Here is a 16083-nt window from a genome sequence, read left to right on the forward strand (position 1 = left end):
GTGGCGCAGCGGGCACTGGTGTTGCATCGTTGGGACTATCAGGAAACCAGTCTCATTCTGGATCTGTTCACTGAAGATAAGGGACGGGTTCGGGTGGTGGCAAAAGGGGCTAAGCGCCCGAAAAGCCCCTGGCGCGGTTTAGCACAACCTTTTATGCCACTGCTGGCCGAGTTTCAGGGGCGCAGCGACTTAAAAACCTTAACCTTGCTGGAACCGCAGCAGACAACCCAAAAACTGCTGTTGCAGGGCGATAAACTTTACAGTGGTTTTTACCTCAACGAGTTAATCCAACGGCTGGTGCCGGCAGAAGCTGAAGCCCCTGAGCTTTTTGAAAGCTATTCGTCAGCCTTACAAAACATGACCAACAGCAAGCGTGTAGAGCCTGCTTTGCGTCAGTTTGAATGGCAGTTATTGCAGCATTTGGGAGCGGCGTTTGACTGGCATTATGACGCCGACACCGGTAAGGCGCTGTCCGACTCTAAGTGGTGCTATTTTATTCCCGACCATGGCTTTGTGACCCAAGCCAGAGACAATCAACAACGGGCGTATTCAGTGGCGGATATTGAAAAGCTGGCTGCGTGGGACGTTGACGACGAAAACCGCTTAAGACTGCTAAAATATATTATGCGTGACGCCTTAGCGGTTTATTTAGGTGACAAACCGCTGCGCAGTCGTGAATTGTTCCGAGGCACTAAGCGTCAGTGAATTGAAAAGAACTAGCCGAAAAGCGAAAGGAGCTGAATAATGAAAGGTTTACGCCTGGGCGTTAACATTGATCACGTGGCCACGTTGCGTAATGCACGCGGTGTACGTTATCCCGACCCGGTAGCTGCCGCAGCTATTGCCGAACAAGCGGGTGCCGATGGCATTACGATTCATTTGCGTGAAGACCGCCGTCATATTACTGACCGCGACGTTGCTATGTTGAAGCAAACGCTTAATGTGCCCATGAATCTGGAAATGGCCGTTACCGAAGAGATGCTAGACATAGCGATAAGAACTCAGCCTACCTACAGTTGTCTGGTGCCGGAGAAACGTCAGGAATTGACGACTGAAGGCGGCCTGAATGTTGCCGGTCAATTAGAGGCTATAACCGATGCCACCCGTCGCTTGAGCGATGCCGGTATTCAGGTTTCGTTGTTTATTGACGCTGACCATAAGCAAATAGACGCTGCTAAAGAAGCCGGCGCCCCCATTGTCGAGCTTCATACCGGGCAATACGCAGAGGCCGAAACTGAAGAGCAGCGCACCGTTGAACTGGCTCGCTTAATGGAAGCATCCGAATACGCGCATTCTATTGGCTTGCAGGTAAACGTTGGACACGGTCTGCATTACCACAACACATTAGAAGTGGCGGAAATTCCGCAAGTTTGTGAATTGAATATAGGTCATTCGATTATTGCCCGTGCGGTATTGGTTGGCCTGGATCAGGCTGTGCGCGATATGCGCAATATTTTAGATAAGGCACGCTAATGGCAATTTGGGGCTTAGGTACTGACATTGTTGAAGTAGCCCGTATAGAGCAGTCGTTAGCGCGTGGCAACAGTTTAGTGAAACGCGTGTTAACGCCAAAAGAACAGGAAGAAATGACAGCCTCGGTTGATGAAGCAGCTTTTCTGGCCAAACGTTTTGCTGCCAAAGAAGCCTGCTCTAAGGCTTTTGGTCGTGGTATTTCCGCCGGATTGTCTTTTCAGCATATGCAGGTAATACATAACGAATACGGTAAACCTGAATGGTATTTCACCGAAACCGCGGCACAATGGGTAAAAGAGCAGGGTATCATCGGCAGCCATTTATCCATTAGTGACGAAAAGCACTACGCGGTAGCAACGGTTATTTTAGAAACAGACTAGAAATAAATTAGGTAAAGTAAAACCAACATGGCGCAATTTTTTAAGCCGCAGAAGCGCAATAAGTCCGTAAGTAAAACCCTAAAAGGTCAGGTGTCAGCACTTGACCATCAGGCGCGTGCAGTTGTACGTGCAGCCGTAAAAGGTCAGCCCACTCGTTTTATTATGGGCGCCTTGCCGGGCGAGATCATAGAGTACAAAACTGCCGGCAAACACAGTGGTAATTTAGAGCGTATTCTGGAGCCCAGTAGCGACCGTCGCGAAGCGCCTTGTCAGTATTATGCTAGCTGTGGAGGTTGTGACTTTCAGCACATAGACGAGAAAAAACAGCTGGCTCATAAGCGGCAAGTGGTGGAAGAGCTGTTTCTGAAGTTCGGCGTATTTAATCCCCAAACCAGCAGTCTGCCGTGGCAGGAACCGCTTGTTAGTGAACCGATGCGTTACCGCCGCAGAGTGAGGCTGGCAACGCGCTGGTTGGGCAAAGAACAAAAACTGCTGATTGGCTTCCGAGAAGCACAAAGCCACCATATTGTCGCCATACAGGACTGCCTGGTAGCCGATGAAATTCTGCTGCAACGTGTCAATGCCTTATACCCTTTGTTAAATACAGCGGCTGTTGCCAGCAAGCTCGGCCATATTGAGGCTATTAATACCAATACCCCCATTATTTTGCTGCGTATAACGGAAGCGCTGCCGGGCGACGCCATGCAGGCGTTGCAGGAGTGGCAAACAGCCAATAAAACCGATATTTGGTTACAGAGCGAGAACGATCTGCAGCCTTTAGCCGGAGCCGCAATGCCTTTTGATACCAGCATTGACGGTGATAAACTGTATTTTCAGCCGGGTGACTTCCTACAAGTTAACGGCAGTATTAACCAGCGCATGGTGCAACAGGCTATGGACTGGCTTAAGCCGGAAAAAACACAGCGTGTGTATGACTTTTTCGCCGGTATTGGTAACTTCAGTCTGCCTTTGGCGCGCCGGGCAAAGTCGGTACTGGCGGTAGAAGGTGTTTACCGCATGGCCGAGCAGACGCGCATTAACGCCGAAAACAACGGTATGGATAACCTGAGTTCACTTAGCGCCGACTTAAACGAAATTATCGCTTCAGACTTAGGCGAACCCGCCGATTTGTGGTGTTTAGATCCTGCAAGACCGGGGGCTGAAGGTGTGGTGAAGTTGCTGCATAAGCTGAAGCCCGAACACAGACCGCAACGCATTTTGTATGTTTCCTGCGCACCGGATACTTTGGCGCGGGATATTGCCGGCATGCTAACCGAAAGCAAAGGTTGCAATTACCGCATAATTGGCCTGAGTACAGTTGACATGTTTCCGCAAACCCATCACATTGAAACTATGGTTTGTCTGGAGAGAGCGTCGTAAATCATGGTCCATGTACGCAGTACCCACGTGGATGACCCCAAATACAAAGACAGTGAACAGCATTGGCTGAACGCTGTGAGTGATCCTGAGCCGTTAGAAAGTGCTTTTCAGCAACTGAAGCAGCAGTTTCCTGAGGAAGCCGATGCGTTGCTGAAAGGCCAGGAAATGGTCGAAATACTGGCACCACTAAAGCTGGATGCAGAATCCTTGCTGGCGGCGTTGTATGTGCCGTTGCTGGAAGCAGGCAAGCTCGATTTAGACAAACTCACCGGTAAACAATCGAAAACCCTGATTGTGCTGCTGCGTAATGTGCAGCAAATGCAAAGCATTGGTGACTTACAACACTTCCAACACGGCCAGCCAGACGGCAGCCAGATAGACAACGTGCGACGCATGTTACTGTCTATGGTGGAAGATGTGCGCGCGGTGCTGATAAAACTGGCCGAACGCATTTGCTACCTGCGTGAAGTGAAGAAAGCCGACGAAGAAACCCGGGTACTGGCCGCTAAAGAGTGCGCAGAAATATACGCGCCACTGGCTAACCGGTTAGGTATAGGGCAGCTGAAGTGGGAACTGGAGGACATTTCTTTCCGTTACCTGCATCCTAAAACTTACAAAACCATTGCTCAGCGTCTGGATGAGCGCCGTACCGACCGTGAACTCTACATAGATAACTTTGTGTCGGGTCTGCAGGAGTCACTGAAGCAGCAGGGTATTGATGCCGATGTCTATGGCCGCCCCAAACATATTTATTCTATTTGGCGCAAAATGCAGAAAAAGCACCTGCAGTTTGACCAACTGTTCGACATTCGTGCCGTACGCATTCTGACGCAGAACCTGAAGGACTGTTACGCCGCACTGGGCGTGGTGCATTCCAGCTGGCGCCATATTGCGTCCGAGTTTGACGATTACGTGGCAACGCCTAAACCCAACGGCTACCAATCCATTCACACGGTGGTTATAGGGCCTGAGCACAAAAACGTTGAAATTCAGATACGCTCGCACGACATGCACGACGACGCCGAGTTGGGCGTGGCCGCGCACTGGATGTATAAAGAGGGCGCAGCCGCCGGTAAACGCCACGGTTTTGAAGACAAAATAGCCTGGCTGCGTAAGCTACTGGCCTGGCACGAAGACATGGCCGGCAGCGAAACTCTGGTAGATGAAATTCGCTCGCAGGTGTTTGAAGACCGTGTGTACGTGTTTACCCCGAAGGGCGAGGTAGTGGATTTGCCCATGGGCTCAACCCCGCTCGATTTTGCTTACTACATTCACAGCCAGGTAGGGCACAAGTGCATTGGCGCTAAAATCGACAGCCGCATTGTGCCTTTTACTTACCAGTTGCAAAACGGTGACCGGGTTGAAATTCTGACTCAGAAAAACGCCCAGCCACGGCGCGACTGGTTGAACCCGCAACTGGGTTATCTGCATTCCTCGCGAGCGCGGGCCAAGGTTCACACCTACTTCAAAAAAGAAGACAGAGAAAAGAACCTGCAGGCCGGTAAAGAGTTACTGGAAAACGAACTGCAGAAGTATCAACTGCATGTGGCAGATGCTAGTAAAGCGGTCGAGCGCTTTAACGTGCCTACGCTGGATGATTTGTTAGCTGCTATCGGCGCGGGCGATGTGCGACTGCATCAGGTGGTGAATTTCCTGAAACCGCAGGAAACCGAAGCCGACAAAGTAGAGCGCTTAACTAAACGTCGTAAAGCCAAGCAGTCGCCAAAAACACCGAAGTCTGACGTAACGGTAGAGGGCATTGGTAATCTGATGATGCACTTTGCTAACTGCTGCGAGCCGCTGCCGGGTGAACCTATTACCGGGTTTATTACTCAGGGGCGGGGCGTGTCCGTGCACCACAGCGACTGCGATCAATTGAAGCATTTATTGCATCAGCACCCCGAGCGCGGTATTGAAGTGTCCTGGTCGGGGCATTCCAAACAGGAATACCGAGCAAGCCTGCGTGTGTCGGCTTTAGACCGTAACGGTTTGTTGCATGACATTACCAGCGTGCTGTCGAATGAAAAGGCGGCAGTGGCGCAAATGGACAGCGAAAGCGATGCTCAGTCACAGTCGGCCACCGTAGTGTTAACTCTGACCGTAAAAGACAGCGACGCGCTTAGCCGCATTACAGACAGACTGCGCCAGGTTCATGGTGTTGAGCAAGTTCAGCGCATTACTTTAAAGCTTTAGTTGAAACAATAGAGGTACCTCAGTGAAAGGCATGCAACAACTGCAACAGGTAATGACCCGATTACGTGACCCCGAAAGCGGTTGCCCCTGGGACTTAAAGCAGAACATGACCTCGCTCATTCCTTACACCATAGAAGAAACCTATGAAGTGGTAGATGCCATTCAGTCGGGTAACTGGCAGTCGATAAAAGATGAGCTGGGCGATTTACTGTTTCAGGTGGTGTTTTATGCTCAGTTAGCGCGCGAAGAGCAGCAATTTGAGCTGGATGACATAGCTGCACATACCGCCGAAAAGCTGATAAGCCGACACCCGCATGTATTCGGCACCGATGCGGAGCGCAATCTGTCTGACGCTGAAATTAAAGCTCAGTGGGAACAGATAAAACAGCAGGAGCGCACAAAGAAAGATGCCAAAGGCTCTGTGTTTGACGACATACCCAGCCAACTGCCCAGCATTTTAAAAGCCGCCAAACTGCAAAAACGCGCTGCATCAGTAGGTTTTGACTGGACCGAAGCCGAGCCCGTTTACGCCAAAGTTGACGAAGAAATTCAGGAAGTAAAAGAAGCCACCGACCAAGACCATATTGAAGAGGAAATTGGTGACTTATTGTTTGCCGTCGTTAATTTAGCCCGCCACAAACAAGTAAACCCCGAAGCCGCGCTACAACGCGCTAACGACAAATTCAAAAGCCGCTTTCAGCACATAGAGCGAAGCTTAAGTCAGCAAGGCAAGCACCCAACCGACTGCAATCTTGAAGAGCTTGAAACGCTCTGGCAGCAAGCTAAGAAGGCGTAAGGGCAAGCCTGCGATCGGAAATGCGGCTGAACCAGCGGTTCGGGTATTTCTATATTGAGTAAAAAAGTCTTACTACCCAGCCGGATACATATAAGCCGAGACCAAAAATTGTATGTGTTATTAAGCTCTGTAGTCGGGCAGAGGCTGGGTGTTGTGTTTTGGACGCTGCAATACCTGCTCCCATACCTGGCTGCATAATGAGAAAAGGGGCTAAAACGGTAGCTATACCGACTAGTAGTGCCGGGGTAATTGTCGGATTGTGAAGCCACGACTCTCCCCAAATAGTAATGAGTAACGCAGCAAAAATAGCGCCTATTATATAGTGCGCCGTCCATCCTATAAAATGCTCCCCGGTTACCTTACGGGACTTCGCAATGGCGTTATGTCTGAATTGACCGTGAGTCATGTGGGTAATCCAGCGCCCAACCATTCCATAGTTTGGAAGAGGGATACCAAGCAGCGATTTACGCACGATACTCCACAAATCCATCACTGCAGTTGCTCCAAACCCGATTAATACTATAACTAGAAAATTGCTCATAATTATCTCCTTTGTTCGTCTTGATTTTGAACCAATGACAGCGTACAACTTAAAGTTAACTTTAGGTCAAGAGGAATTTATGGATATTGCTAAGGTTGCCAAACTTTCTGGAGTTCCAGCTTCTACTTTGCGCTTCTATGAGGAGAAAGGACTGATCACTTCTGTCGGGCGGCAAGGGTTGCGTAGGGTTTTTAACGCGAACATACTCGATCAATTGGCATTGATCGCTCTTGGGCGGGCGGCAGGTTTTTCACTTGATGAAATTGCACGCATGATCGGCTCAAAGGGAAAACCCAATATAGATAGAGAGTTATTAGCGAATAAGGCCGATGAACTGGATAGAACGATTCAAAAGTTAACAGGAATGCGCGACGGCCTTCGACATGCTGCCGCTTGTTCCGCGCCAAGCCATATGGAGTGCCCGAAATTTCGTCGTCTGCTTGGATTAGCGGCAGATGGGGCATGGTCTAAATAACCGTTTCGCCAAAATAACAACCAACTTTCCGGTTCTTGCCTATCTTATCGGTGTTCACTGAAAATTAATTTCCTAAACCAAGATTGAAACTTTACTGCATAACCATAGTCAGTTATTTGCAGGAGTTACATTTTTTCAACAATATAAGATGTAATTCTACATTTGGTTTTTACAATTAGGATTCATTGTGAATAAAATAAAAATAATTTTACTAGCCAGCATTCTAACTCTGGCAACGGCATGCAGTAACATTCCACTTAGCACCATGATAAAACTGATGGATCTAAATCCTTTAGAGACTGATCCGAAGCAGTTGGTTGTTGCGGTAAAGGCCCCGGAAGGCGTTGACGTGCGCGATGGCGACGTGGTTATTGATTTTGATTTTCGAACTGACGATCCTGAATACAGTTTTAGTCATAATTTTCCGGTAATAATTAATGATGACTACCTCGTTCCTGATAACTTAAAAGAAGATATTGAGGACAACGAGAAAATAACGATCATGCAGTTATCAAAACAAGACGCACAGACAATGTATGAAGGGCAGAAAGCTGTAAAAGAGTATCGTAGTAAGAATGAGGCCGGAGGAGCTGGCAGTATGAACGTGAGACTAGTCTCTGCCTGCCGTGGCGATAACTTCTCATGGAGTAATTCAGAGTTGGATGTTTATTTAAAGACTCAAGACGATGAAGATTTTTTCTTGTTCCTTGAGGACATGGATATCACTAAATTAGACGGCGATATTCAGCGCAATATTAATGCTATTCCTAATTGTGGGGAGGCCGAGTAGGTGATCTGGATGTGTTCAAGAGTTATGAGTTAATGGGGAGGGTTAATGAACAGTATGGTTAAAAAGCCATGGTTTAAAATAGCTTTTATTGAGATTCTGGTTTGCTGTTTTCCGTTAGGAGTTTTTACCTTTATAAGCTTGGCGAAACGTGATTTTTCTTTGATGTTTTCGAGTTTTATTTTATTGATGATACTTTTCGCTGGCTATATTTTGTTTAAGAATTATCAGTTCGTGAGTCCATCAAGAAAATGAAATGGTTTACTTAGTTGGATTTATGGAGAAAACAGAATGACAAAAAGAGATATCTCAAAATTGATAAATAAACATAGCGTAAAACCAGCCATTGCCGTTATTTTACTAGTAGTTGCAAGCCAAATTCTAAACGGCTATCTTTTTGAAGGTGCTCCTGTTTCACCGATATTGATAGCGTTTTTCTCTATAGGTGCTTGTTTGTACACTTTTCAGAAAGTACTCGTAGAGCTATTTGTTAAAGAGAGCTTGTCTGAAAATACTGAGTCCCAGTAGTTGAATATAATGACCCTGTCAGTAAGAGGGAATGTCGTTAGACAGTTCCTTGCTGAATGGGTGACCAGAGTCACAAAATGAAAAGAGGCTTTTTATCAGCATTACGAGTTTATTGCGCGAGACGGCGAAAACCTCGGGAAAGGTATGTGTCGCTTTGTTCGAAAGTAGTCGATTTAACGAAAATACACATTCGGGTATTACGCTAACTCCGCTGCGGAGTATCGCCACGAGTATATGCAAGTTGTGATTTTAGCATTGACCGCGGCATTGCCTTGTTGGCTAGCCGCATCAGGCTTCCTGTGGCTAGTCAGGGAAGTAGTACCCAAAGTGGTGCTGTTTTCAGTTTATTTTGTGACACTGTGTCTGTGTGCTTTTTACCTTTTTACCAACTTGTACGCCTTTGTCATGTGGTTACTTGATAAATAAGCTTTGTGAAAAATGCTATGAAAACGGAAACTGTTACTTATTTAAAAGAAAATGCGAATTCGCTTCAGGTAGTTAAGCTGAGCGCTAACTACCCAAGGCTGTATCCAGCACAAACATCAGCACGAAACCCAGCATCAGACCATTCGTTGCAGACATTTCGTGGCCTTGTTTGTGTGACTCGGGAATCATTTCATGACTGATGACGAATAACATAGCACCCGCGGCCATAGCCAGCCCCCAGGGCAGCACAGCTGAGTTGCTTAATGCAATGGCGCCAATAACAGCCATTAATGGCTCCACCAAACCGGATAACATCCCGACACCAATTGCTATCTTACGGCTATAACCTGCGGCCAATAGAGCCATGGCTACGACAAAGCCCTCAGGTATGTCTTGCACAGAAATACCGGTTGCCAGAGTGGACGCTCCGACTGTGTCATCGCCGGCGTAAGCTACGCCTATTGCCAACCCTTCAGGAATATTGTGCAGAATAATTGCAAAAACAAACAACCAACTGCGCTTCAATATCAGTGCCTGGCGTCCTTCAGTACCTTTAATAAAGTGCTCATGTGGGACACTGCGCTCCAGAGCCATCATTAAAAAAGAGCCCAAAAGTATAGCCGCAGACACTTTTAGCGGCGCATGCCAAGCGGTTTGTGTCGCTACTTCAAATAGATCTAACGCCGGTACAATGAGAGAAAAAATGCTGGCTGCCAGCATAACTCCGCCGCCAAACCCCAATATTGCAGCATGTAAACGAGTTGATAATCCACGAGAGAAAAGAGCGGGAAGGGTACCCGCAGCCGTGGCTCCAGCCGCTACCATTCCGGCATAAAACGCGTAGCGTACATGGTCCTGATTCTGCATTAACAGAATGAGCTGATATAAACCATAGCCAGCGCCCAAAACCAGGACGAACCAACCGACTAGCTTGCTTCCAAGACGCCAACCCGGTTGAAATAATTCCATTACCTTCATTCATGTTCCTCAAAACGCCTGGCAACTTCCGGCCAGTGAACCACTTCATAAAATGCTGCAATATAGTCTGCACGTTTGTTCTGATACTTTAAATAGTAAGCGTGTTCCCAAACATCCAGCCCGAGTATGGGAGTCAGTCCATCCATTAATGGACTATCTTGATTCGCTGTACTGGTTATTTCAAGTTGTCCGTTGGCATTAATCACTAACCAGGCCCAGCCGCTACCAAACCGACTGACCGCAGCCTGAGTGAATTGTTCCTGAAAGGCCTTAAAGCCGCCAATGTCGGTCTCTATGGCTTTAGCCAGATTGCCTGTTGGTTCGCCGCCACCGTCAGGCGACATTACCTCCCAGAACAATGAGTGGTTAGCATGGCCACCACCATGATTACGCACAGCAGACTGCATATTACTAGGTATACTCTCAATTTGTCGTAACAGTTCAGATAAGTCCCATTTTTCGTAACGGGTTTCGGCCAGTGCCTGGTTCAGACCGTTGACATAGGTCTGGTGATGTCGCTGATGGTGAATTTCCATTGTCATGGCATCGACATGAGGCTCAAGTGCATCGTAGTTGTAGGGTAACGCAGGTAATTTAAAGCACATAGTTTACTCCTGATTAATTTGAAGTTAACGGTAATCATTATCATTTAATTAAATTGCAAGGCATGCTGATGAGTAACGCAGGAGGTTATTATGGAACTGATACAGAATTGGAAAATGTTACAGCGTATGGGGAATTATGAGTTTGAGCAGGGACAATGGCAAAATGCCAATCATTACTACATGAATAGTATTCTTCTGTTACGAGGACATTTGAGTGATATCCTGAAAAACCAGCATGAGCAGGCTGGCGAGGTTATTATTTGCTTGTCAATTGCGGTGCAGAATCTGTCTGAGACATATAATCGTCAAAATCGCGTGAATTGCTGCGTTTCTCTGTTAAGTCGGGCATTACACAATTTTCAGCAGTTACAGAATACGCTTTCGTCAGATCATCCGGCCGCTATAGCTATGCTTCGCGAAGGCTGCAAGTTGCGACAACTCATGTTTACGTACAAGGAAACAGAGGAACAAACTATGCCTATGAATGGGACTACCGTTGCTGGATATGATACATCAGCGTATTCGCGGCTACATTAATGTAGCCGCAGGTATAGGATTTTGTTAGCACAGTACAATAAACTTTAGCTATGTCCGATGTCGGACGGCTAAGCTTAAAAGACTCCGGTTAAAAAGCCGCTTTAAAAATAGTAACAACGTCTTCGTGACTGGGTTGAATTGGATTAGTCAGGCCACAAGCGTCTTTCATGGCATTGTCTGCCAATGTATTAAAGTCCTCTTCTTTTGCCCCTAATTCTTCCAAACCAGCCGGAATATTGACGCTTTGAGATAGTTTTACAATGGCGGCAATAGCAGCGTCAGCCCCTTCTTTGTCTGTTAATCCCTGTACTTCTGCGCCCAGTGCTTTACCAATGTCTTTCAGGCGCGGTGCGACAACCTGACTGTTGTAGCGTTGCACATGAGGCAATAAAACCGCGTTGCAGACACCGTGCGGCAAGTCGTAGAATCCGCCGAGTTGGTGCGCCATGGCATGTACATAACCCAGAGACGCATTGTTAAACGCCATACCCGCCAGGAACTGTGCGTAAGCCATTTGCTCACGAGCTTCCATATTCGCTCCGTTATGAACCGCTTCGTGCAGATTGTCCCGGATAATCTCTATGGCTTTTATGGCACAGGCATCGGTAATCGGCGTAGCGTCGGTAGATACATAGGCTTCAACGGCATGGGTCAGCGCATCCATGCCTGTTGCTGCAGTCAAGCTGGCAGGCATACCGACCATTAACCTTGGGTCGTTAACCGACAGAATTGGTGTCACATTTTGGTCGACAATTGCCATTTTAATATGGCGTTCCGGATCGGTAATGATGCAAAAGCGGGTCATTTCGGACGCTGTGCCTGCGGTGGTATTAATACTAATGAGTGGCAGTTGTGGCTTTTTCGAGACATCAACGCCTTCATAGTCACTAATATGCCCGCCATTAGTGGCAACCAGGGCTATACCTTTGGCGCAGTCGTGAGCTGAACCTCCACCTAGTGAAATAACACAATCGCATTGATGTTTCTGCAGAACATCTAACCCGGCTTTCACGTTCGTTACTGTCGGGTTGGGTTGTACGCCATCGTAAATTAGGCTGTCTATTCCATGCTCTTTGAGCAGGGCTTCGATTTCGGCAGTAACGCCCAGTTTGGTCATGCCGGGGTCGGTGACTATCAAGGCTTGTTTAAAGCCATAGTTGTCCATTTGCGTAGCCGCATCTTTAAGGGCGTTCTCGCCAATAATATTGACCGCTGGAATATAAAAAGTACTGCTCATGGCATTAGCCTTTTCTGTCAGTGAATTTATATTCTATTATTGTGTTCCTTTGTTTCGCCGAATAGCTTGATCTGAATCAATAATTTGGCGTAAAGATAAAATCAGCACACCAGAGAGTCTGCATATAGCCCCGCTATCATACGTAGTAGCAGGGCTATATCGATTTTTTAGATCATGAAAGGGCAATACCTTAGAAGTCCCAGCGCACACTGGCACTGATATTACGTGGTTCGCCATAAGAGCCGTAGTTGTACACGCCGACACTTTCAAAGTAATTCTTATCAAAAAGGTTGTTAATATTTAATGACGCAGTAAGGCTGTCAGAGATCTGATAGCGGGCAAACAGGTCGGCAACCGTATAACTTTCCTGACGGGGAATTTCACCATTAGGGCCCACACCTTGGTTTCTTGACGGAAATACTTCACTCTGCCAGCGAAGCCCGCCACCCAGAGTAAACCCCGGCAAATTCTCTGCAAAGCTATAAGAACTGGTTATTCTTACCATATCTTCAGGCGCCTGGCGGCTGACTTTTTCACCCTCATTGTTGCGGGCTACCCGGTGTGTATAACCGGCGTAAACTTGAAGTCCGGTCATAAGTTCACCTGAGAGTTCAGCTTCATATCCTTTTGTTTCTACACCGTCTTCAGCTTTATAGCGCTGTTCTGGCTGACCGTTAACAATAACTTCAATATCCGGAATAGCGACATTCTTTTGTTTAACCTGAAATACAGCGGTTGAAAAATTCAGTCGTTGGTTAAAGAATTCGCCTTTCAGACCTATTTCATAGTTTTCGCCGTGCACAGGGTCAAGCAAATTACCATACCGATCTTTTTGAGTTTGAATGTTGTAGATATCGGTCAGGCTGGCGTAGGTGGAGAAATGATCATTAATGTCGTAAACAATGCCTGCGTATGGGGTAATAACACCGGAGTCAGATTCATCCACCGCGGTGACAGGGGAGCTCATAGCCTCGGGAGTGTAGTTGTACTCTTCATGCGACCATGAACTGGTGCGAAGTCCTACAATTAGGGACAAAGGCTCCGCTAGGTCAAATTGCGCACCACTGTAAAATCCGCTTTGCTTAGTTTCCCAGCCCCAGATATAGTCAGATGCCGATGCAAATTCTGGTTCAGAGACAGAATCCCATTGGTAAAAGCTCCATGGCTCAATTGCTGACAGTGCAGGTCGTCTGCTTCGGTCATTTTCTTCAAGGTTACTGTTCCAGCCGACAACCATTTGATGTTGGCGTCCTAAAAGCTCAAACGGACCGCTTAGTCTAAAGTCCAGAGTATATTGGTTCCAGTCACCTCTGGTCGAGCTGGGGCTGGCTCCAAGTCCGAGGCCGGTGTCCCGATCAAGAAATCCGGTTACATACATTCTTTTGTCATCATAATGCCCGTCAATATGGCTGGCGTAGAAATCAAATTGCCAAAAGTTGGCAAAACGGTGCTCCAGTGAGGCAAAAGTAATGTTGCGATCACGATCCCGGTAGGTCCAGTCACTTCCGGTATTGCTGGAGCGGGGGAGATCAGTACGTGTACCGTCGTTGTAATATAAAGGTACGGGCTCACCGTAACTTATTCCATCAACATGATGTTTCTGGTAGTCGACACCGAAATTGACTTCGGTATAGGGCGTTATGTCAGCTTCCAGAATACCGTAAAGAATCGTTTTATCACGCTCTACACTGTCCATGTAAGAACCGGCATCCTGATAAGCCGCAACAAAGCGTCCCCTTAACTTGTCGTCAAAACCAAGACTTGACGAGACATCGGCTTCCGCTCGGGTTAAATCCCATCGACCGGCTTTAATGTTAATAGAAGAGCGGAGGTCTTCCGTTGGTTTTTTACGAATTAAATTGATAGCGGCTGATGGATTGCCCGCCCCCTGGAGTAAACCTGCAGCGCCCCGAATCACTTCTACACGCTCATAAACGGCCATGTCAGAGAGAAAGTCGCCTTCAACACCACCGTAAGCACCGCGCACATTAGCACCGTCAAATTGCACGTTATCAATAGAGAACCCGCGTGCGGTCGGAAAAATGCGATCTGTTTCGGCTCGGTTGACGTTAATGCCGGTGGTGTATCGGAGTGCCTGAGCAATTTCTGTTATTGCTAAATCGTCAATCTGCTGTTGGGTAATTACGGTCATTGACTGCGGGGTTTCTCTAAGTGAGAGGTTAAGCCCGGTGGAATAATCCATAACACGTGTTGTGTAAGAGTTTTTAATTTCAATTCTTTCCATTTCTTCGCTTTTGCTGCTTTCGTCCTGAGCGTAAGACGGCAAAGCAGCTGAGGCTGCGCCTATGCCCAGTAATACCGCTAAGTGAAGAGGGGATTTTTTTAAATGCTGAGTTATCACCTTTATATCCTCGCCTGTGTAAAGTGTAGAGAGGTTACTATAATGTTAATGATAACTATTATCAATTGTATTTAAGGTGAGCTATTGCCGCTATGGCTTTATTTAATGAGATGATGTTTACTTCGGTAATCGCATGCGCCGCTTTTTTGCTTTAACTGAGAGACCGTTATGGTATTTATCTTTTATGCATTCGCAATTTTGTCTCTGGCAGTGAGCGCTGCTGCCGTATATATGACGCTTATCCAGTCGTTTCCTGTTCAGTGGTCGTATTACCATTACTTTATTCGAAAGCCTTTTACCTGGGCTGTGCTGGTTGCTGGTGTTATCGGTACTTTGCTAATGAGCTGGCAAATTGACGCGCTGCCATTATGGACGTTTCCTCCTCTTATCCTAATGGCGTTGGCCGTTGTATTAGCGCACCGAATGCATCAGGAAAACGCGTTTAAAGCTGTTGATTTTCCCTCCATGGCAGATGATCCGCTGAAGCTTTCTCTTCAGGACAACATGGAGCTGGCTGTTATTGAGTATAATGGTGTTACTAAGGCGTACCCGCTGGACTATGTAATACATCACCACATTATTAATGACCGTTTCGAGGACAAACTGGTGGCGTTAACTTACTGCGCCATGTGCCACAGTATTATTCCTTTCGATGTCACCGATATTGGCCCTTTATTTGTCGGCTCGTTTAAAAACGCGAATATGATTGTGGCTGACAAGAAAACTAAAACCTTTTTTCAGCAAGCCAGTTGTGAATCGGTTATTGGCAAGTTACACCCGTATACACTAACAATGATCCCGTTTCAGGTTTTAACCTGGAGTGAGGTGAAAAAGCTAAACCCTTGCCCTGAAGTAGTAAAAGTAACGAAACAGGACTTTAAAGCGTTTGAGCTTCCCGTTAAAGGGCTTTGGAAAAAGGTTATAGCGAATGGTTTGACCCCAGGACTGTCATCAAAAAACCGGGATAATACCTTTTCGCCCCGAACGCATGTGGTGGGCATTACCGATAAAATCGCTAACCCGCAGGTTATGTACCTTAAAGACGAGTTACTAAAGCAGGGCGTGGTTAACAACGAAGAGTTAGGTGTTGTGCTTGTCGCTGTGAACGGCTCAGTTCTTGGTTTTAAAAGCTCAGTCGAGGAAAAGCCGGTGAGCATTGAACCCGGTGCTAACAGCACGCTTTGCGACACTAAAAGCGGAACGGTATGGGATGTTCGCGGTAAGTTTATAAAAGGCGAAATAGAATCGAACCTGGTTCCTGTAGCTATTTCCGATGAATATTGGTTCTCCTGGAAGCTGTTTCACCCCGGCAGTAAGCTGGTGCATTGCAAATAAGCACCAGCAAATACCGGAAATTTAGCGATTCATCGGTATGTGGAATACGA

The 16083-nt window shown here is 47.0% G+C and carries 16 protein-coding genes; 11 read left to right on the forward strand and 5 right to left on the reverse strand.

Annotated elements, in window-relative coordinates:
* The 6 genes from recO to mazG are packed head-to-tail and all read left to right on the forward strand — an operon-like array spanning position 1 to position 6222.
* Positions 1-705, forward strand: a complete 705-nt coding sequence (gene recO, locus RJ32_RS06780; protein WP_034820517.1) for a DNA repair protein RecO — start codon at positions 1-3, stop codon at positions 703-705.
* A gap of 39 nt (positions 706-744) precedes the next feature.
* The gene (pdxJ, locus tag RJ32_RS06785; RefSeq protein ID WP_034820520.1) at positions 745-1473 is read left to right on the forward strand and encodes a pyridoxine 5'-phosphate synthase; all 729 of its coding nucleotides are present in this window, start codon (positions 745-747) and stop codon (positions 1471-1473) included.
* Positions 1473-1853 carry a holo-ACP synthase gene (acpS, locus tag RJ32_RS06790; RefSeq protein WP_034820523.1) on the forward strand — a complete coding sequence of 127 codons (381 nt, stop codon included), beginning with the start codon at positions 1473-1475 and terminating at the stop codon, positions 1851-1853. Before pdxJ ends, acpS begins: the two co-directional genes overlap by 1 nt.
* A 27-nt stretch (positions 1854-1880) precedes the next feature.
* Complete coding sequence (gene rlmD, locus RJ32_RS06795; RefSeq protein WP_034820526.1) at positions 1881-3233, forward strand: 23S rRNA (uracil(1939)-C(5))-methyltransferase RlmD; 1353 nt, start codon at positions 1881-1883, stop codon at positions 3231-3233.
* A gap of 3 nt (positions 3234-3236) precedes the next feature.
* Entirely contained in the window at positions 3237-5426 is a 2190-nt protein-coding gene (gene relA, locus RJ32_RS06800) for a GTP diphosphokinase (RefSeq protein ID WP_034820529.1), read from the forward strand.
* Between the two features lie 22 nt (positions 5427-5448).
* The gene (mazG, locus tag RJ32_RS06805; protein ID WP_082815446.1) at positions 5449-6222 is read left to right on the forward strand and encodes a nucleoside triphosphate pyrophosphohydrolase; all 774 of its coding nucleotides are present in this window, start codon (positions 5449-5451) and stop codon (positions 6220-6222) included.
* A 49-nt stretch (positions 6223-6271) separates the two neighbouring features.
* Here mazG and RJ32_RS06810 read toward each other — a convergent pair whose 3' ends face one another.
* On the reverse strand, positions 6272-6763 hold the full coding sequence (locus tag RJ32_RS06810) for a DUF2938 domain-containing protein (RefSeq protein WP_011234053.1): 492 nt from the start codon (positions 6761-6763) through the stop codon (positions 6272-6274).
* A 79-nt stretch (positions 6764-6842) separates the two neighbouring features.
* Between RJ32_RS06810 and RJ32_RS06815 the strand changes: the two genes are divergently transcribed.
* The 3 genes from RJ32_RS06815 to RJ32_RS06830 all read left to right on the forward strand — a co-directional run bounded on the left by RJ32_RS06815 (position 6843) and on the right by RJ32_RS06830 (position 8553).
* A complete protein-coding gene (locus tag RJ32_RS06815; protein ID WP_011234052.1) occupies positions 6843-7238 on the forward strand; it encodes a helix-turn-helix domain-containing protein in 396 nt (131 codons plus the stop codon).
* Positions 7239-7425: 187 nt separating this feature from the next.
* Positions 7426-8028, forward strand: coding sequence for a hypothetical protein (locus RJ32_RS06820; RefSeq protein ID WP_016341296.1), 603 nt, complete (start codon positions 7426-7428; stop codon positions 8026-8028).
* A gap of 288 nt (positions 8029-8316) precedes the next feature.
* Positions 8317-8553 (forward strand): hypothetical protein, encoded by a 237-nt coding sequence (locus RJ32_RS06830; protein WP_016341294.1) that lies wholly within the window; start codon positions 8317-8319, stop codon positions 8551-8553.
* Between the two features lie 510 nt (positions 8554-9063).
* On the opposite strand, the gene RJ32_RS06835 is transcribed toward RJ32_RS06830, so the two are convergent.
* Both RJ32_RS06835 and RJ32_RS06840 read right to left on the reverse strand, forming a co-directional pair.
* A complete protein-coding gene (locus RJ32_RS06835; protein WP_034820533.1) occupies positions 9064-9957 on the reverse strand; it encodes a ZIP family metal transporter in 894 nt (297 codons plus the stop codon).
* Entirely contained in the window at positions 9954-10562 is a 609-nt protein-coding gene (locus tag RJ32_RS06840; protein ID WP_034820536.1) for a superoxide dismutase, read from the reverse strand. The genes RJ32_RS06835 and RJ32_RS06840 overlap by 4 nt, the downstream gene beginning before the upstream one ends.
* 90 nt (positions 10563-10652) lie before the next feature.
* On the opposite strand from RJ32_RS06840, the gene RJ32_RS06845 reads away from it, so the two are divergent.
* Positions 10653-11099 (forward strand): hypothetical protein, encoded by a 447-nt coding sequence (locus RJ32_RS06845; RefSeq protein WP_034820539.1) that lies wholly within the window; start codon positions 10653-10655, stop codon positions 11097-11099.
* Positions 11100-11187: 88 nt separating this feature from the next.
* Here the strand turns inward: RJ32_RS06845 and yiaY are convergent, their stop codons facing one another.
* The gene (yiaY, locus tag RJ32_RS06850; protein ID WP_034820542.1) at positions 11188-12336 is read right to left on the reverse strand and encodes an L-threonine dehydrogenase; all 1149 of its coding nucleotides are present in this window, start codon (positions 12334-12336) and stop codon (positions 11188-11190) included.
* A 190-nt stretch (positions 12337-12526) separates the two neighbouring features.
* Complete coding sequence (locus RJ32_RS06855; RefSeq protein WP_034820544.1) at positions 12527-14698, reverse strand: TonB-dependent siderophore receptor; 2172 nt, start codon at positions 14696-14698, stop codon at positions 12527-12529.
* 168 nt (positions 14699-14866) lie between these two features.
* On the opposite strand from RJ32_RS06855, the gene RJ32_RS06860 reads away from it, so the two are divergent.
* Positions 14867-16033 carry a DUF3179 domain-containing (seleno)protein gene (locus tag RJ32_RS06860; RefSeq protein ID WP_034820547.1) on the forward strand — a complete coding sequence of 389 codons (1167 nt, stop codon included), beginning with the start codon at positions 14867-14869 and terminating at the stop codon, positions 16031-16033.
* Positions 16034-16083: the final 50 nt, after the last annotated feature.

Source organism: Idiomarina sp. 28-8 (genome assembly GCF_000320945.2).
GTDB lineage: Bacteria > Pseudomonadota > Gammaproteobacteria > Enterobacterales > Alteromonadaceae > Idiomarina > Idiomarina loihiensis.